This window comes from Nocardia sp. NPDC051052 (assembly GCF_044456045.1).
GTDB lineage: Bacteria > Actinomycetota > Actinomycetes > Mycobacteriales > Mycobacteriaceae > Nocardia.
On sequence record NZ_JBITFL010000023.1, the window covers coordinates 63,671 to 82,574 of the forward strand.

Below are 18,904 nucleotides of genomic sequence, written 5' to 3' on the forward strand. Positions count from 1 at the left end.
GGCGGATTCAGGGAGTCGGTGCGGATTTTGGTGTCGGCGTGGCGGCTGCTTGCTAATTGATCTTCGGCAGTAGCTAGTTGGGGCGGCTGGATGGTCGGGGGGCTCAATGGCTTGCCGCGGCCTGCGGGTGCGGGGGGCGGTGGCAAAGTACCGGTGTGCCTACTCATCGATCTACGACTACTGGATCTTTGCTCACCGCGCTGTGCCCGGATCTGCGGGCGGCGCTGACTCGGGCCGGGTATGACGCCGACACGCTGCTGGAGGTGCTCGGGGACGACGTGCACGCGGCGTTGGGGCGGTCGGAGCCGGTGCCGGTGCGGCGGGCCGCGCGGCACGCGGGCGAGCTGGGGACGCTGATTCGGTTGCTGCTGCTCGGGGATCCGCTGCCGGAGCGCGACGTCGCCGCCGCGCTCGCGCCGGTGGATGTCGAGCGGGCGATCGCGGCGGGGCTGCTCGTCCGGGAGGGGGACGACGTCCGTGCGGCCCTCGATCTCCGTCCCCTCGATGCCGGAGCCGGCACTCGCTGGATCCTGTCCGATCTCGACGACTCGATGCGGCGGCGCACCCTCACCGAAGAGCACGTGCTCGGCGTCGGCCATGCCTCCCTGTCGCTGCTGCGCGCCACACCGACCCGCAAGGTCGGGTCGGTGCTCGATCTGGGCACCGGCTGCGGTGTGCAAGCCGTCCACGCGGCTTCCTACGCCGATCGGGTCACTGCTACCGACGTCAACCCCCGCGCGCTGTGGCTGGCCGAAGCGACCGCCGCACTCAACGAGCTCGACATCGAACTCGTCGAAGGCTCCTGGTTCGAGCCGGTCGCGGGGCGTCGCTTCGATCAGGTGGTGGCCAATCCGCCGTTCGTCGTCGGCCCGGCCAGGATCGAACACACCTACCGCGATTCCGGGCTCGCCCTCGACGGCGCCAGCGAATTGGTCATCGGACAGGCAGCGGATCTGCTGGCCCCTGGTGGCACCGCCGCGATGCTGGCGGCCTGGGTGCATGTGGACGGCGAAGAGTGGCGGCATCGGGTGTCGTCCTGGCTGCCCGCGCATGGTGTCGACGCCTGGGTGGTGCAGCGCGATGTCGCCGACCCTGCCCTCTACGTCGGAACCTGGTTGCGTGACGCGGGTCTCGACCCGCGCGACCCGGCCGCACAGGCGCGCGCCGAACAATGGCTCGACGCCTTCACCGCGGCCGACGTCGAGGGCATCGGCTTCGGCTTCGTCTATCTGCGCGCCATCGACGGCCCGACCGAACTGCTCGCCGAGGACCTCACCCACGGTTTCGACGATCCGCTCGGCGACGAGGCCACCCGCTATTTCGAGCGTTCGGCCTGGTTGCGCGCCGTCGCGGGCGACGAAAAACTCGCCTGGACTTCACGTTTCGTAGTAGACCCGGCCACCGCGCTGGAACGCGTCGCGCTGCCGGGGCCGGACGGCTGGGCCCCGCAGGTGGCACGCGTGCACCGCGGCGACGGACCCCGCTGGCAGCACGAGGTGGACGAGACAACCATCTCCCTGCTCGCGGGAATGCGCGCCGACGGCCTCCCGTTATATGAGCTGATCGAACTGCTGGCGGTTGCCCACGGATCTGACGAGGTGACCACGGAGTTCGCGGCCGACGCGTTGTCCGTGGTGGCCGGATTGGTCCGCCACGGACTGGTGCGGCCCGTGTAATTCCGGCGATCGCGGGTAGGTCGGTGCAGGCACCGGACAACAGGCGCGTTCCACGGCTGAGACCTTCTCAGGAACTTCTCAGACGAGAGTGATGAAAACCGCACGTCAGAGCGGTTTATCTGAGCCGAGACGGGGAACTTTCTCTCTGTCGGGTCCGTTGTTCGGAGTGAGACACCACCGACAGGAGGCAAGTCATGACAAGCCCCGCCACCACTCGTGTGCGCATCAGCGATCAGGACCTCGACGCCCAGAGCCCCGCAGCCGATTTGGTACGCGTGTACCTGAACGGAATCGGCCGTACCGCGCTGCTCACGGCCGCCGACGAGGTCGAGCTGGCCAAGCGTATCGAGGCGGGCCTCTACGCCCAGAACCTGTTGGAGACCGGCAAACGCTTGTCGGCCACCCGCAAGCGCGATCTGGCGCAAATCGTCCGCGAGGGTCAAGCCGCGCGGTCGCACCTGCTGGAAGCCAACCTCCGCCTCGTTGTCTCGCTCGCCAAGCGCTACACCGGTCGCGGCATGCCGCTGCTCGACCTCATCCAGGAAGGCAACCTGGGTCTGATCCGCGCGATGGAGAAGTTCGACTACGCCAAGGGCTTCAAGTTCTCCACGTACGCCACCTGGTGGATCCGTCAGGCCATCACGCGCGGCATGGCGGACCAGAGTCGCACCATCCGGCTGCCCGTCCACCTGGTCGAACAGGTGAACAAGCTGGCCAGGATCAAGCGCGAACTGCACCAGCAGCTCGGCCGCGAAGCCACCGACGCGGAACTGGCCAACGAGTCCGGCATCCCGGTCGAGAAGATCTCCGATCTGCTCGATCACAGCCGCGACCCGGTAAGCCTGGACATGCCGGTAGGCAACGACGAAGAGGCCCCGCTCGGCGACTTCATCGAAGACTCCGAGGCCACCTCGGCCGAGTCCGCGGTGATCGCCGGACTGCTGCACCACGACGTCCGCAGCGTCCTGGCCACCCTCGACGAGCGCGAACAGCAGGTCATCCGCCTGCGCTTCGGTCTCGACGACGGCCAGCCCCGCACCCTCGACCAGATCGGCAAGCTCTTCGGGCTCTCCCGCGAGCGCGTCCGTCAGATCGAGCGCGAGGTCATGTCGAAGCTGCGCAAGGGCGAGCGCGCCGACCGCCTCCGCGCCTACGCCAGCTGATCCAAAAGCCCGTGCCCACCCCGGCACACCCCACGACGCCGGACTGCCCCCGAGTCCGGTGTCCAACCTGGTGATCCTCGGGGTCACCTGCCAACGCCGGCCGGTGCCGCACTCCACCCCTTCCTGGAGTCGCGAGCCGGTCGGCGTGAATCCGCCCTCACCCGAGGGCCACCCCTCGTTGGCGTCAGCTCATCGAGACATCGAGTGAGCCAACACTTTCGGAACCGCTGATCGATCGCGATGCACAGCACCAGCCCTTCGGTAGACCACCGGTGAACGCGACTTCGAGCTCACATCCCTGCCCCAGGTCAGCCGAGTCGGCGTGGGCCGGTGTCGAAGCGGCTTGGTTCGGGGCCGATTCGTCCTCGTGCGTACAGGATTTCGGCTGAGTTGGTGGAGGCTAGTACTGGGTCGAAGGCGAGTTCCCGCATTTCGGGGAGGTCGTCGAAGAGGGCTGAGATGCGTTGGGCCAGTTCGGCTAGGGCCGCTTTGTCGACGCGTGGGCTGGCCGGGGTGCCGGAGAGCAAGGGGGCGGCGCGGGGGGCGTCGATGAGGGCGGTCGCTTCGTCGGCGGTGAGAGGTAGGGCTCGGTAGGCGCGGTCGCCGAGGAGTTCGATGATCAGGCCGGAGAGGCCGAATTCGATGACCGAGCCGAATGACGGGTCGTCTTGGACGCGGAGGACGCAGCCGACGCCCTTGGTGGCCATCTTCTGGATGTGCAGGACCGGGTCGCCACACAGCTCGGCGAGGTCGGCGTAGCCCTGGCGGACCGCTTCGGGGCGCCACAGGTCCAGGCGAACGCCGGTGAGATCCGGTCGGCGGCGCCACATTTCGCCGGTCGCCTTCGCCGCCACCGGGTAGCCGAGTTCCTCGGCCGCGGCGACCGCCTCGTCGGCGTTGCGCACCGCACGGAACTCGACCACCGAAATGCCGTAGCAGTCGAGCAGTTCGACGGTTTCCAGGTCGGTCAGCCGACGCCCGCCCGATTCGGCCATCCACTGCGCCACCAGCCGCCTCGCGCGTTCGGTGTCGATCCCGTTGGGCCGCAACACCTGTGACACCGGCTTGGTTCGCCATTCCGCGTAGCGCCGGACCCGAGCCAGCGCTCGCGCGGCCCGCTCCGGGTCGGGATACGAGGGAATCGAGCCACGCACCGCCGACGCGCCCACACCGCGGACCGACAGCAGATTCGGAATGCCTTGTTCGGCAACGAAGGTGGTCAGGATCGGTTTGCCAGAGTTGGGGACCTCGGTCGCGGCGGCGCGAATGGCGTCGGCGAAACCGGCCATCGGCAGCGGCACCGGCGGCGCGAAAACCACCAGCACCGAGTCGATGTCGTCCGAACGCAGGGCCGCGACCGTGGCATCGAGGTACGCACCAGGGGTCGCCTGCGGTCCTAGATTCACCGGATCACCGACCTCGAGCCCCTCACTCTGTGCCGCATCGATGGCCAACCAGTTCAGGGCAGCGCTGTTGCCGACCACTGCCAACCGGGAACCGCCGGGCAGCGGCTGATAGCCGAGCAGCGCGGCGCAGTCGAACAGCTCCGAGATCGAGTCGACCTGCACAATTCCCGCCTGCGCGAAGAGGTCTCGGACGATGGAGCGATCCATATCGCCCGCGGGCTGGGCCGCGTGGCGGCCGCTGCTCACCGCGACGATCGGCTTGGTCCTGGCCACCCGGCGCGCGATCCGGGAGAACTTGCGCGGGTTACCGAAGCTCTCCAGATAGAGCAGTACGACGTCGGTGTCCGGGTCGGTGTCCCAGTACTGGAGCAGGTCGTTGCCGGACACGTCGGCGCGGTCACCCGCCGAGACGAATGTCGACAGTCCTAGATTCCGTGCCGCGGCCTCCCCGAGGATCGCCGCACCCAGCGGTCCGGACTGGCAGAAGAAGCCGATCCGTCCGCGTCCGGGCAGCACCGATGCCAGCGTCGCGTTGAGTGCTACCGCCGGATCGGTGTTCGCGATACCGAGCGCGCTGGGCCCGACCACCCGCATCCCGTGCCCCCGGGCGGCCGCGACCAATTCGCGTTCGGCCGTCCCGCCGCCGACGCCGGTCGTGTCGAATCCAGCGGTGAGCACGACAAGTCCCTTGACGCCCTTGGCCATACAGTCGTCGAGCACCGAACCGATCGCCTCCGGCGGCACCGCGACCACCGCGAGGTCGACCTCGTCGGGGATCTCGCGCACCGTCGCATAGGCACGCACCCCGCGCACCGAGTGCCGATTCGGATTCACCGGGAACACCGGCCCCTGGAACACCCCCGACAACAGGTTGTTCAGCACCGCGCCGCCCACCCGGCCCGCGCTGGGCGTCGCACCGATCACCGCCACCGATCGCGGGGCGAGCAGATTGCCCACGCTGCGCGCCTCGGAGGCACGCTCACGGGAATCCCGTACGGAGAGCAGCGCTTCGGATGGGTCGATGGCGAATTCCAGGTGCAGCACCGAACCGTCCCGGCTGCGCTCGACCTGGTAGCCCGCGTCCCGGAAGACCGTCACCATGGTGGTGTTCTCGGCGAGTACCTCGGCGACGAAGGTCTCGATCTTGTTCTCGGCGGCGGCGCCGGCCAAGTGCTCCAGCAGAATCGAGCCGAGTCCGCGCCCCTGATGCCCGTCGGCCACCACGAACGCGACCTCCGCGGACCGCCGGCCGACCCGGTCGAGCCCCTCATAGCGGCCCACCGCGATGATCGCCGTGCCGAGCACCAGCACCAGGCCGACCCGGTCGTGATAGTCGACGTGGGTGGTCCGATACAGGTCCTTCGGCGAAATCCGCGGGTACGGACCGAAATAGCGCAGATACCTGGTGCGGTCCGACAGCGCCGCGTGGAACTCTTGCAGCGCCTCCGCGTCGTCGGGGGTGATCGGCCGCAGCCGGACCACGCCACCGTCGGAGGCCAGGATGTCGGCGAACCAGTGCTGCGGCGGGGGCGGTGGAACGGCAGGCGTGTCCGGAGTGTCTACGGGGTCAGTCACGAGGGTCCTCCGGGTCCAGGCCGAGCAATCCGAAAGTCGCTCGGCGGGTGGCCAGCACAGCAGTGTCTACGGCGCGTTGGGCGCGGTCTACGCGCGGGTCACCAGTCTCCCCCGTGCCGCCCGGCCCATCCCACGGGCGGTAGGCGATGTCACCGCCGTCACCCATGGCGCGCGGTGGATCCACCCGCGGCGCCTCCGCGTGGACTCGATCGATCCACTCCTGCGGGATCGCGGTCTCCGGCGCGATGGTGCGGTCCAGCGCGGTGGCGAGCAGGTGCGTCCAAGCGCGCGGCACCACCCGGACCAGCCCGTACCCGCCGCCGCCGACGGCGAGCCAGCGTCCCTCGGCGTGTTCGTCGGCCAAATCACGCATCGCGCGGAAGGCGGCACGCTGGCCGTCCACCGTGAGTTCCAGATCGGCCAGCGGATCCTCGCGATGGGTATCCACCCCGCACTGGCTGACCACGATCTGCGGGCGGAAGGCCGCAAGCGCACCGGGCACCACCGCGTGAAAACCGCGCAGCCACTGCGCGTCTCGGGTGCCGGGTAGTAAAGGCAGGTTGATCGCGGTGCCCTCGGCGGCACCCATGCCCGTCTCCTCCGGCCAGCCGGTGTTCGGCCAGAGCGTCGCCGGATGCTGATGCAGCGAGACGGTGAGCACGCGCGGGTCGGCGTAGAACGCCCGCTGCACACCGTCACCGTGGTGCACGTCGACGTCGAGATAGGCGATGCGGTCGAAGCCGTTGTCCAACAACCAGGAGATGGCCACGGCCGCATCGTTGTACACACAGAACCCGGCCGCCGAGTCCGCCATCGCGTGATGCATGCCACCGCCGATGCTCACCGCCCGCCGGGTCCGGCCCTCGGCGATTTCCCTGGCCGCGGCCAAGGTGCCGCCGACGATTACCGACGCCGCCTGATGCATCCCCGGAAACACCGGATTGTCCGGCGACCCCAGCCCATACGGCGGCGCCTGCGGCGATCCGGCCGGTGGCTCGGCGTGCTCGACGGCGTCGATGTAGGCGGCAGTGTGGATGCGCAGCAGGTCGGCCCGATCGGCCGCAGCGGGCGCCAATAGTTCGACACCGTCGAGTAATCCGAGACTTTCGGCCAGCGCCATGGTGAACTTCAAGCGCGCCGGTTTCATCGGGTGCTCCGGGGTCCAGGCGTAGTCGAGAAAACGGTCGGTCCAAACGACGGTTCCCCGGCTGCGTTGTTCGCCTGGTGGCGCCGGGTGTTCGCTGCGCGGTGCAGTGGCCATGGCCGCAACGCTACGCGGGAAGGTACGGACCCCGTCGAACGTTGCTATGCAGTAGAAATACAGATAAGTGCGATCGCGGCGGCAGGCCGTGCGCCGACCGGAATCCCGCATTGCCGCGTGTTGCGCGGCGCGACACCGTCCGGCGCAGGGCCGTGTCGGTGTGCGTAGGTAGAATTCGTGCCGACGAAGGGGTAACTGGTGAAAGATCTGGTCGACACCACGGAGATGTATCTCCGTACCATCTACGACCTCGAGGAAGAGGGCGTGGTGCCGCTGCGTGCCCGCATCGCCGAGCGCCTCGAGCAGAGTGGACCGACGGTGAGCCAAACTGTCGCGCGAATGGAGCGCGACGGTCTGCTGCTGGTCGCCGGAGACCGGCATCTCGAGCTGACCGAGAAGGGCCGTGGCATGGCGGTCGCGGTGATGCGCAAGCACCGCCTCGCCGAACGACTCCTCGTCGACATCATCGGTCTCGACTGGCAGAACGTGCACGCCGAGGCCTGCCGCTGGGAACACGTGATGAGCGAGGACGTCGAGCGGCGCCTGGTGGAGGTGCTCAACCACCCGACCACCTCGCCCTACGGCAACCCGATCCCCGGCTTGGACGAGTTGGGCATCGTGCCGTCGACCGCTGCCGAGGAGACCCTGGTCCGGCTGTCGGATCTGCCGCACGGTCAGGTGCACGCCGTCGTCGTGCGCAGGCTGGCCGAGCACATCCAGACCGACCCGGAAGTCATCGGTCAGCTGCGTGAAGCGGGCGTGGTGCCCGACGCGCGGGTCACGGTCGAGAACAAGCCGGGTTCGGTCGTCATCACCGTGCCGGGGCACGGCGGCTTCGAGCTGTCCGACGAGATGGCGCACGCCGTCCAGGTGAAGCTGGTCTGACGGGTGAAACTTCTGGTCACCGGTGGCGCAGGCTACGTCGGCGGCGTCTGCGCGCAAATACTGCTCGAAGAAGGTCATGAGGTCGTTGTCGTCGACGATCTGTCCACCGGCAACGCGGACGGTGTCCCGTCCGCCGCCCGCTTCGTCGAGGGCGACATCGCGCAGGCCGCGACCGCGTTGCTGGCGGCCGAAACCTTCGACGGTGTCCTGCATTTCGCCGCGCAGTCGCTGGTTGGCGAGTCGGTGCAGCAGCCGGAGAAGTACTGGCACGGCAATGTGGTGAAGACCTTCGAGCTGCTCGAGGCGATGCGCCATGCGGGCACGCCACGGCTGGTGTTCTCCTCCACCGCCGCCGTATACGGCGAGCCGGAACAGGTGCCGATCACCGAGGACGCGCCGACCCGGCCGACCAACCCGTACGGTGCGTCGAAACTCGCGATAGATCATGCCATCACCTCCTACTCGATCGCGCACGGGCTGGCGGCGACCAGCCTGCGCTACTTCAATGTCGCCGGCGCCTACGGTGGCCTCGGCGAAAACCGGGTGGTGGAAACACATCTCATCCCGCTCGTGCTGCAGGTCGCGCTCGGGCACCGCAAGGCGATCTCGGTGTTCGGCACCGACTGGCCGACGCCCGACGGCACCGCGGTCCGCGACTACATCCACATCCGCGACCTCGCCCAGGCCCACCTGCTGGCCCTGTCCACCTCCGAGGCGGGCACGCACCGCGTGTACAACCTCGGCAGCGGCACCGGATTCTCGGTCCGCGAAGTGATTTCGGCCTGCGAACGCGTCACCGGCCTCCCCATCACCGCCCAAGACGCCCCTCGCCGACCCGGCGACCCGGCCACCCTCATCGCCTCCAGCGCCCGAGCCATCGCCGACCTGGGCTGGCACCCGGAACACAACGACCTCGACGAAATAGTCTCCGACGCCTGGGATTTCCTCCAGTCCCTAGGCCCCCGCGCCCACAGCGCCCGTTAAGGTCCTTTGCCTTCGTGTTCACCGGGGCGGCACGGCTTCCACGTGCCGCCCCCTCCACACTTCGTCGGCACCAGTTGGACTCGCAGCCCGGATTTCCTCCAGCCACTAGTTGCTGAGTCCACAGCGCCCACTGAGGTTTTCCCCTCGGTGCCCACCGGCGCGGCGCAGCCTTCCTCCCGCCGCGCCGCCTCCACCAGACCTCGTCCGCAACAACCGGATTCGCGGCTCAGGGTTTCCTCCAGCCCTGTGCCCACAGCGCCCGCTGAGGTGCCTCCTGTCATGTTCACCGGGCGGCGCAGCTTCCACCTGCTGTGCCGGCCACTGCCAGACTGAGTTGGCACCGAGGAGTCGCCGCCCACACGCCGGACTGTCGGCAAGCGCATCGACCCAGCCACTTCCCGGACCGATTCAGGAGTACCCGATCGCTCAGTGAGGCGTTCCGTCTACTCGCTGCCCTAGGCCGGGCAGCGCTCCTCACCCGGCACACTGCCCGACCGACTACTTCAAACGCTATTGGCACCAACGAGCATTGGTCCCAAGGAGTATTGACCCGGTTGAATCGGTGACCGCAGCAGCTCCCGTAGAACCTTCGCCAACCCTTTGGTGTGCAACGCGATCCCGTACCTTCCGAGTGCCACATCACGTTGCCCGATACGAGACCGACTCACTGTGTGTCGGACTCGGTGACGGTGCACAGCCGACACCAAATCTGGTCTCGGACTGGATTTCACAGGGTGGGTGAGTCCAGGTCGACGCCCAGGTCCGCGGCGGTGTCGTAGCCGCTGCGGGCCAAGCGGCGCAGTTTGTCGGGACGCATGCCGATCATCAACGATGTTTCCAGCAGTGCCGCCATCGGGTGGTCCGGGTCGGCGTCCATCGCGGCTTCGAGGGCGATGCCCGCGAGGGGACCGTCGCCGCGGACGTAGGCGCTGTAGCCGAGCAGCGCCGCGGCCTCGGCGCGATCGCGACCGGTCAGGGCGCGGGTGAGGGCGGCCCACAGTCCTTCCGCCGCCACGGCGTGGTCACCGACGGCGAGGGCGAACATGGCGTCGCGGACGGCCCGGTCACGCAGCGCGGCAGCGAGTTCCGCGAGTTCGGGAACCATGAGTTGCACGCCGGATTCGGTGTTCGCGATCTGCCACAGCACATAGTCGAGGGCCTGCCTGCTGTAGTCGCTCGGGTCACCGCGCCGCACCGCCCGCGCATACCGATCGCGGGCGACCGACAGCGCACTGTCCAGTACTGCCGCCACCTGATCGCGTACCTCGACGTCTACCGCCACCAGCGCCGTCAACTCCGCGCGGGAGCCGCGGATCTGCCGACCGTCGAGCACATTGGACAGTGTTACCGCCGAGGTGGCCGGATCCGGCAGTGCCCCACGCCGATCCGGGCCTACCAAACTCCACCAGTTCTGCTCCGGCTCGATCGCCGTCACCGCCCAAGCCCCGGCCAGATCGATATCGTGCGACGCGAGCCGCCGATCCAGCGCGTCGATCAGCACCTCGAATCGCCCGGCGCCGCACCATTCCTCGGTCTCCGAGCCGCGCCGCTCCGGTTCCACGGCCCGATCATCCACCACGACCGCCAGTACCTCGGCCACGTCGTCATGCGCACAGATCTGCAGGATGCACTGCGCCACCATCCCCGCCCGCAACCTGCGCCGCCCGCCGTCCTGCTCCAGGTCGAACCGCACCACCGCATCGATGATCGCCCCGGCACCGCGCCCCGGTACCGACCGCAGCACCAGCACAACCAGCGACCGCTCCGGCGGAAATCCGATCATCGCCGGTACCGCCGAGATGATCTCCCCCGGCTCCTCCACGCACACAGCACAATCCGGTGCGTCCGCGTCGAACGGCGGCGCCTGATCGGCAAAAACAAGGGTCCGCCCGTGGTCGGCAGTACCGAACTCGCCCCGCTCATCAGCAGCGCTGAAACCGGTCCATGCCGAATCGCCGAATCGCTCGGTGTCATCGCTGATCACCGCTGCACCGGACTGGTCGATGTCAGCAGTTGGCACTGTGTCGCGCCTCCGCACGGTGTCATCGGCGCCTGCGCCTGTGTCATTCAGCCGGGCCAAGTCATCAGGCCGTGCTGTAGCGCCCATCAACGTGCCGTGGTCAGGCCGCCCCGCGCCATCCGACTCGGCCACATCACCCAGTCGCCCCGCGCCGTCCAGCCGCGCTGTCTCGTCCAGTGGCGCATCGGGGTTGGTCCGCATCGCACTATCCGGCTGCGCCGCACCACCTCGCCCCACGCCGTTCGACCGCCCCGTGTCGCCCAGCTGCCACGCACGGTCCGGCAGAGCCGCATGGTCTCCCGCCGCGTCGGGCCGCTTGGTATTGCTCAGTCCAGCCGACTTTTCCAGGTCCATCGCGCCGTCCGACACCGTCTCCTCTGATGGCGCTTTGCGTACCACCCGCGCCGTATCTTCCTGCGGCGCAGCATCGTCGGGCCGGGAGCGATCACCCGATTGCAGGAACTCACACGATCGCATCGCGGCGGCGAGGCTCACCGGAGCGCGGGAGGGGCTCTTGCCCCTGAGCAGAGACGGGCGGGAACAGAAGAGTTCGTCCTGAGCACGGACGTCGCCGAGGGACGCGGAATCGGCCTGTGCGTCAGGCCGACCGGAGGGATAAGGGTTCGAGGGAGTGGTCATGGCGTCGAGACTGCCCGCCGGCACCGCCGGACCTTCGGCGCTGACCAGGCGATTCAGCCGCTCTGGGGAATTCTCCGGCCCTGTGGACAACTCAGCCGCATCCCGCCGTCGCCGCCGCCCGGTCGTCGGTGCGACCTGCTACCGTGCCGCGGCCACTACCCTTTCTCGACCCGCTGCACCGCCGTCGTGAACAGCTCGTCCACCGCCGTCATATCCGGCTCGGCATCAGAAAAAGACATATACGTCACAGTGATTCGCACATCCCCGACCTGCCCGGCCAATGTTCGCATGGTCTGCGTCAACCCGGCCCCGCCGACATCCGGCGTCACCGTCCGCCGCAACGCCAACGTATCGTCCGCATCGATCGGTGGCGCCGGTTCGAGCTCGGTCGTCACAGTGGTCATCGCAGGCCCTTTGCTCACCCGCACCGACCCGCACTGTTTGAGCTGGCTACGCAGCACGCCGAGCGGCTGGCCGGTCCGCGTCAATTCCACCGTGATCGTCGCCCGCGCGGCATCATCGGTACCTACCGCGATCGCGGTCTTATCCGCCCCGAACTGCTGCACCGGCGGCATACAACTCTCGGGCTGCACCCGCGCACCCCGTCCCACCCCGGTCAAATCCCCCGCCGCCTGAGACGCAGCCTCAGCGGGCAACACCACCGCCGGATACTTCGCCGGAAACTGCCCAGGTTCCACCAGCAATGCCGACAACGCGGCACCCACATGCCGAGTGACCATTGTCTGTTCCCCCGCGACCGGATGGCCGACCACGGTCGATCCGCACCCGGCGAGCAGCACCGCACCCACCGCGGACATGGCAAAGACCGCCCCCTTGCCCGCCGAATCCGCCACAGTCACCCACCCCACTGTGCCAAACTCCCCCTGCGCACCCGCGATGCCACGCCGCCGCACCGGGAATGCGCGGGGCGCTGACGCTGTTGCCTCGTCGTATGGGTCGGCGTCCGGCCGTGCGCGGTGGCTGTCACCCACATGGGGGACAATGGACATGGTTCCCGTCTCGGACGCTGCTCGTCTCGAATGACTTCGGTGTCGAAGACCGAGCATCACCCGTGCCGGCGGAACCGCGCAGGAAGGAGCACGCGATGGACCACGAGTCGCGAATGTACGAACTGGAGTTTCCCGCTCCACAGCTGTCGTCCGACGATGGCGCGGGTCCGGTCCTGGTGCACGGACTGGAGGGCTTCACCGATGCGGGGCATGCGGTGCGGCTGGCCACGACGCACCTGCGCGAGAGCCTGGAAAGCGAACTGGTCGCCTCGTTCGACGTCGACGAGCTACTCGACTACCGCTCGCGTCGCCCGCTCATGACGTTCAAGACCGACCACTTCTCCGAGTACGCTGAGCCCGAGCTCAACCTCTGGGCACTGCGCGATACGGCGGGCACCCCGTTCCTGCTGCTGGCCGGCATCGAGCCGGACCTGCGGTGGGAGAAGTTCACCACCGCGGTGCGCTTGCTCGCCGAACAGCTCGGCGTGCGCCGCAGCATCGGTCTCAGCGCCATCCCGATGGCGATCCCGCACACCCGTCCGCTCGGCGTCACGGCGCATTCTTCGGATCGCGACCTCATTGCCGAGCATCAGCGCTGGCCCGGCGAACTCCAGGTGCCCGGCAGCGCGTCGTCGCTGCTGGAATACCGGATGGCCCAACACGGTCAGGAGTCGGTCGGCTTCTCGGTGCACGTGCCGCACTACCTGGCGCAAACCGCGTACCCCGAGGCCGCGCAAACCCTGCTGGAAAACGTCGCCGACAACGCGGGCCTGGAGATCCCGCTCGCCGCGCTCGGCGAAGCGGCGGCCAGGGTGCGCGAACAGGTCAACGAGCACATCGCCGGAAACTCCGAGGTGGAGACCGTCGTGCATGCGCTGGAACGCCAGTACGACAGCTTCGTCAGCGCCCAGGAACGCCAGTCGAGCCTGCTCGTCGGCGACGGCGAACTGCCGAGCGGTGATGAGCTCGGCGCCGAATTCGAACGCTTCCTTGCCGAGCAGGGTGGCTACGAGGGTGAGACCGGTCCCGAGCCGGGCGAGCAGCGGTAACAACCCTGCGGGCGCCAGCCCGTAGGGTGTTCGGGGTGGATCTGACCGAGCTGCTGGAGATACCGGGAACCGACGCCGACGCCCTGTACGAGTCCTTCGGGGCGTGGGCCGCGGAGCAGGGCACCCCGCTGTATCCGGCGCAGGACGAGGCGCTACTCGAATTGGCGTCCGGATCCAACGTCATTCTCGCGACGCCGACAGGTTCCGGTAAGTCCCTGGTCGCGGTAGGCGCGCACCTCATCGCGCTCGCGCAGGGCAAACGCACCTACTACACCGCCCCGATCAAGGCGCTGGTCAGCGAGAAGTTCTTCGCGCTGTGCGAGGTCTTCGGCGCCGACCGCGTCGGCATGGTCACCGGCGACGCCGCGGTCAACGCGGACGCGCCGATCATCTGCGCCACCGCGGAAATCCTGGCGAACCTCGCCCTGCGCGAGGGCTCGGCCGCCGACGTCGGCCAGGTCGTGATGGACGAATTCCACTTCTACGCCGACCCCGATCGCGGCTGGGCCTGGCAGGTCCCGCTGCTGGAACTGCCCCGCGCCCAGTTCCTGCTCATGTCCGCCACGCTCGGCGAGGTCGGCTTCTTCGCCGAGGACATGCAGCGCCGCACCGGCCGCCCGTCGGCCATCGTCGCGGGCACCGAACGCCCGGTCCCGCTGACCTTCTCCTACGCGCGCACCCCCATCACCGAAACCCTGGAAGAACTCGTCACCACCCACCAGGCCCCGGTCTACGTGGTGCATTTCACCCAGGCCGCCGCACTCGAGCGCGCCCAGGCGCTGACCAGCGTGAACTTCGCCACTCGCGCCGAAAAGGACGCCATCGCCACGGCTTTGGGCGAATTCCGCTTCGCCTCCGGCTTCGGCAAGACGCTGTCCCGGCTGATCCGGCACGGCATCGGCGTGCATCACGCGGGCATGCTGCCGAAGTACCGCCGCCTGGTCGAACGCCTGGCGCAGGAGGGTCTGCTGAAGGTGGTCTGCGGCACCGACACTCTCGGCGTCGGCATCAATGTCCCCATCCGCACCGTGCTGCTCACCGGCCTGACCAAGTACGACGGGGTGCGCACCCGCAGGCTGAAAGCCCGTGAATTCCACCAGATTTCGGGTCGCGCGGGTCGCGCGGGCTATGACACCATGGGCACCGTCGTCGTCCAGGCGCCCGAGCATGAAGTGGAGAACACCCGCCTGCTCGCCAAGGCAGGCGACGACCCGAAGAAGCAGCGAAAGGTGGTGCGCCGCAAGCCACCCGAGGGTTTCGTCTCGTGGAGCGAGGAGACCTTCGATCGCCTCGTCGCCGCCCAGCCGGAGCCGATGGTATCGCGCTTCAATGTGACGAACTCCATGCTGCTCAACGTGATTGCCCGCCCGGGCAACTGCTTCGACGCCATGCGCCACCTGCTCGAGGACAACCACGAACCGCGTCCCGCGCAGCGCAAGCACATCCTGCGCGCCATCCGCCTCTACCGCGCGCTGCGCGATGCCGGCGTGGTCCAGCAGCTCGACGAACCCGACGCGCAGGGCCGCCGCGCCCGCCTCACCGTCGACCTGCAACGCGACTTCGCGCTCGACCAGCCGCTGTCGCCGTTCGCACTCGCCGCCTTCGAACTGCTCGACAAAGACGCGCCCGGCTATACCCTCGATGTGGTGTCCCTCATCGAATCGACCCTGGAGGATCCGCGCCAGCTGCTGATGGCTCAGCAGCACAAGGCGCGCGGCGTGGCGATCAATGAGATGAAGGCCGACGGCATCGAGTACGACGAGCGGATGGAACTGCTCGAAGAGGTCACCTGGCCCAAGCCGCTGGCCGAGCTGATCGAGCCCGCCTTCGAGACCTATCGCGCCGGGCACCCGTGGGTGTCGGAGTTCGCGCCGTCACCCAAGTCGGTGGTGCGCGACATGATCGACCGGTCGATGACCTTCGCCGAGCTGATCTCGTTCTACGAGCTGGCCCGCTCCGAGGGTGTCGTGCTGCGCTACCTCGCCGACGCCTACCGCGCGCTGCGCCGCACCGTGCCGGATGCCGCGCGCACCGAGGAGCTCGACGACATCACCGAGTGGCTCGGCGAGCTGGTCCGTCAGGTGGACTCGAGCCTGCTCGACGAATGGGAGCAGCTCACCAACCCCGGCGCGGAGATCGACGCCGACCAGCTGGCCTTCGGGGCCGAGACGGTGCGCCCCATCTCCGCCAACGAGCGCGCGTTCCGGGTGATGATCCGCAACACCATGTTCCGCCGGGTCGAGCTCGCCTCGCTGCGCCGCTGGGATGTGCTGGCCGACATGGGCACCGGGCCGGACTGGGAGACCGACCTGGCCCCGTATTTCGAGGAGTACGGGCGCATCGGCATCGGCCAGGACGCGCGCGGACCGCAACTGTTCCAGATCGAACGAAGACCCGGTTTCTGGCAGGTGCGTCAGGTCCTCGACGACCCGGCGGGCGACCATGGCTGGTCGATCGTCGGTGTGGTGGACCTGGCCGAGTCCGATGCCGCCGGTGAGGTCGTCTTCGACGAAATCACGGTGTCCGCAGGCTGACCGCGCACCGCCCGTCTCACCCGAATCACTACAGAATCCATACAGGTCAGCGGCTATCTGTCGCCCGTTTACGGGTGGTTCGCTGAGGTGCCGTCGACACGAGGTTTGACGGATTCGTTTCTGGGTAGAGGCCGCTGATACTCTCTCCGCTGCTGCCAAGCGAAAGATCAACTATGCCCGAATCACCGTTTCTTGTCATCTATCCCGAGCGGGTGCGTGCGAACTTCCACGCGCTCCATGCCGCCATGCCCTCGGCAAGGATTCGCTTCGCGGTCAAGGCAAGTCCGGTACCGGAGCTCATCCAGGCGCTCGACGAGGAAGGCGCCGAGTTCGATGTCGCCGGCATCGGCGAGATCGAGCTGTGCCTCGCGCTCGGCGTCGAACCGGACACGCTCTGCTACGGCAACCCGATCAAGAAGGCCGCCGACATCGCCCGCGCCTACGCCCTGGGCGTGCGCCGGTTCGCCTTCGACACCGAGGACGATCTGCTGCGCATCGTGGAGCACGCGCCGGGCTCGGAGGTCGAATGCCGGTTCCTCGCTTCGGCTCCCGAGTCGCGCACGCCGTTCGGCGCCAAGTTCGGCTGCACGCCGGGCGAGGCGTTCCGGCTGCTGGTGCGGGCCCGTGATCTCGGATTGATCGTCGCGGGGCCGTACTTCCACGTCGGGTCGCAGCAGCTCGATCCGGACGCCTGGCGGATCGGCATCGAGCAGGCGGGGCGCATCACGGAAGCATTGGCCGACAAGGATATTCAGGTCCGATCCGTGAATATCGGTGGCGGCCTGCCGATCGCGTACGCCGATCCCGCGCCCGCACTCGCCGAGATCGCGGCGGTGGTCAACGCCGCCGCGGCCGAATTCCTGCCCGAGACCGCCGAATTGGTGGTCGAACCCGGCCGCGCGCTGGTCGGTTCCGCGGGCATCATCCACGCCGAAGTTGTCGGCGTGCGCATTGCGCCGGACGCCCGGCGCTGGGTGTATCTCGACATCGGCCGCTACAACGGAATGGCCGAGACCGAGAACGAGTACATCGCCTATCGATTCGTCACGGATCGGGACGGTGACCCTGTCGACGAGGCAGTGGTGGCTGGTCCGACCTGCGACGGAGACGATGTACTGTATCAACGCACGCGAGTCCTCCTACCGACCACGTTGCGAGCCGGTGATCGCATCCAGATCCTCGACACCGGCGCCTATACCGCGAGCTATTCGTCGGTGTCCTTCAATGGTTTTCCGCCCCTGACCGTTCATGTCTCGGGCGCTGAACCTACCCGCCCCGCCGGCTCCGCCGGCTGCCATCCCCTTAGGCGAGAGTGAGTGTGCCCATGACGGCGGATTTCACCGGCTGGCACGTGCTGGCCGAGTTCGGTGGTGTCGATGCGACCCTTTGCAACGACCTCGAACGACTCGAATCGGCGTTGCGTGAGTCTTTGATCGCGGCGGGCGTCACCATCTGCGATGTCGTACACAAGCAGTTCGATCCGCAGGGGGTGACTGTCCTCGCGCTGTTGTCGGAGTCTCACGCCTCGATTCACACTTATCCGGAGTCCGGCGACATCTTTGTCGACGTCTTCACCTGCGGCAGTATCGGCGCAGGCGCGTCGAAAGCTGTCGAGCTGCTACGGGATAGATTGTCTCCCAAGGATGTTCGAATGCAGGTCATCCGCCGCGGGCACGGCTCGCAGCGGATCGAGGAGCCGGTGGGCGCGGGCCTGACCCGCATCTGGGACCTGCACGAGGTCATCGTGGACACCAATACGCCGTTCCAGCACATGGTGATCGCGCGCACCGAGCAGGGCATCAGCCTGTTCTCCGACGACGATCGCCAGTCCACGGAGTTCTCCCAGGTGACTTATCACGAGGCGATGATGGTCCCCGCCTTCGCGCTGGCCGAGAAGCTGGACAAGGTGCTCATCATCGGTTCCGGTGAGGGCGTGGCCAGCCAGATGTCGGTCGCCGCGGGCGCGACGCTGGTAGATCACGTAGACATCGATCAGCTCGAGGTCGAGCTGTGCGCCGCGCACCTGCCCTACGGCTACACCAGCGACGAGCTGGCCGCCGCCGTGCGCGGCGAGGGCCCGGTCAAGGTGCACTACGCCGACGGCTGGGACTTCCTGGCCAAGGCCGCCGAGGCGGGCACCCGCTACGACGTCATCGTGATCGACCTGCCCGACGAGCGAGTCGAAGACGCCCAGCACAACCGCCTCTACGAGTCGGAATTCCTGTCCCGATGTCGCGCCCTGCTCGCCCCCGGCGGCGTACTGAGCGCCCAAGCAGGCTGCGCCACCATGTGGCGCAACGAAACGCTGAAGCGTTCCTGGACCCGCTTCCACGACCAGTTCGGCACCGTCGTGCAATACGGCAGCGACGAACACGAATGGACCTTCCTGTTCGGCACCAACGAACAGATCCCCGACCCGGTCCAAACCATGACCACCCGCCTCCCCACCCTCCCCTACCACCCCGAAACCGTCGACGCCCGAGCCCTCATACGCGGCGCAATCGAACCCCACGCACTGCGCGTATAACCCCCCGAACGGCACCGGCTCCCAACTGTTTCCACTCGGGAGCCGGTGCCGTTCCGACTTAACGCAAGTTGCACGCTCGTGGGGACTATCTCGCTAACGGTGTTTCCGGCGTTGGGTGATCAGTAGGTTTGAGCGTCGGGCCAACGGTCAGCGAAGGTAATCGCGAAGGCATTGA

12 protein-coding genes are annotated in these 18,904 nt (G+C 67.9%); 8 read left to right on the plus strand and 4 right to left on the minus strand.

Annotated features, from left to right (window positions below; all coding sequences use genetic code 11):
* Window positions 1–155 precede the first annotated feature (155 nt).
* Both ACIBCN_RS43160 and ACIBCN_RS43165 read left to right on the plus strand, forming a co-directional pair.
* Window positions 156–1,676 (plus strand): methyltransferase, encoded by a 1,521-nt coding sequence (locus ACIBCN_RS43160; RefSeq protein ID WP_396998509.1) that lies wholly within the window; start codon window positions 156–158, stop codon window positions 1,674–1,676.
* 194 nt (window positions 1,677–1,870) lie between these two features.
* Window positions 1,871–2,839: a sigma-70 family RNA polymerase sigma factor gene (locus ACIBCN_RS43165; RefSeq protein ID WP_150405907.1), complete on the plus strand. Its 969-nt coding sequence runs from the start codon at window positions 1,871–1,873 to the stop codon at window positions 2,837–2,839.
* Between the two features lie 308 nt (window positions 2,840–3,147).
* Here ACIBCN_RS43165 and ACIBCN_RS43170 read toward each other — a convergent pair whose 3' ends face one another.
* Complete coding sequence (locus ACIBCN_RS43170; protein WP_396998511.1) at window positions 3,148–5,820, minus strand: GNAT family N-acetyltransferase; 2,673 nt, start codon at window positions 5,818–5,820, stop codon at window positions 3,148–3,150.
* Entirely contained in the window at window positions 5,813–7,081 is a 1,269-nt protein-coding gene (locus ACIBCN_RS43175; RefSeq protein WP_396998513.1) for an acetoin utilization protein AcuC, read from the minus strand. The genes ACIBCN_RS43170 and ACIBCN_RS43175 overlap by 8 nt, the downstream gene beginning before the upstream one ends.
* Window positions 7,082–7,279: 198 nt before the next feature.
* On the opposite strand from ACIBCN_RS43175, the gene ACIBCN_RS43180 reads away from it, so the two are divergent.
* Window positions 7,280–7,966 carry an iron dependent repressor, metal binding and dimerization domain protein gene (locus ACIBCN_RS43180; protein ID WP_396998514.1) on the plus strand — a complete coding sequence of 229 codons (687 nt, stop codon included), beginning with the start codon at window positions 7,280–7,282 and terminating at the stop codon, window positions 7,964–7,966.
* 3 nt (window positions 7,967–7,969) lie between these two features.
* Window positions 7,970–8,950, plus strand: a complete 981-nt coding sequence (gene galE, locus ACIBCN_RS43185) for a UDP-glucose 4-epimerase GalE (RefSeq protein WP_396998516.1) — start codon at window positions 7,970–7,972, stop codon at window positions 8,948–8,950.
* Window positions 8,951–9,677: 727 nt separating this feature from the next.
* Here galE and ACIBCN_RS43190 read toward each other — a convergent pair.
* Window positions 9,678–11,609: a DUF4192 domain-containing protein gene (locus tag ACIBCN_RS43190; RefSeq protein ID WP_396998517.1), complete on the minus strand. Its 1,932-nt coding sequence runs from the start codon at window positions 11,607–11,609 to the stop codon at window positions 9,678–9,680.
* Between the two features lie 155 nt (window positions 11,610–11,764).
* Window positions 11,765–12,469 (minus strand): sensor domain-containing protein, encoded by a 705-nt coding sequence (locus tag ACIBCN_RS43195; RefSeq protein WP_396998518.1) that lies wholly within the window; start codon window positions 12,467–12,469, stop codon window positions 11,765–11,767.
* Window positions 12,470–12,714: 245 nt separating this feature from the next.
* On the opposite strand from ACIBCN_RS43195, the gene ACIBCN_RS43200 reads away from it, so the two are divergent.
* The 4 genes from ACIBCN_RS43200 to speD all read left to right on the plus strand — a co-directional run bounded on the left by ACIBCN_RS43200 (window position 12,715) and on the right by speD (window position 18,729).
* Complete coding sequence (locus ACIBCN_RS43200; protein ID WP_396998520.1) at window positions 12,715–13,668, plus strand: PAC2 family protein; 954 nt, start codon at window positions 12,715–12,717, stop codon at window positions 13,666–13,668.
* 35 nt (window positions 13,669–13,703) lie between these two features.
* Window positions 13,704–16,202: a DEAD/DEAH box helicase gene (locus tag ACIBCN_RS43205; RefSeq protein ID WP_396998521.1), complete on the plus strand. Its 2,499-nt coding sequence runs from the start codon at window positions 13,704–13,706 to the stop codon at window positions 16,200–16,202.
* A 173-nt stretch (window positions 16,203–16,375) separates the two neighbouring features.
* A complete protein-coding gene (locus ACIBCN_RS43210) occupies window positions 16,376–17,518 on the plus strand; it encodes a type III PLP-dependent enzyme (protein WP_396998523.1) in 1,143 nt (380 codons plus the stop codon).
* An 8-nt stretch (window positions 17,519–17,526) separates the two neighbouring features.
* On the plus strand, window positions 17,527–18,729 hold the full coding sequence (gene speD, locus ACIBCN_RS43215; RefSeq protein ID WP_396998524.1) for an adenosylmethionine decarboxylase: 1,203 nt from the start codon (window positions 17,527–17,529) through the stop codon (window positions 18,727–18,729).
* Window positions 18,730–18,904: the final 175 nt, after the last annotated feature.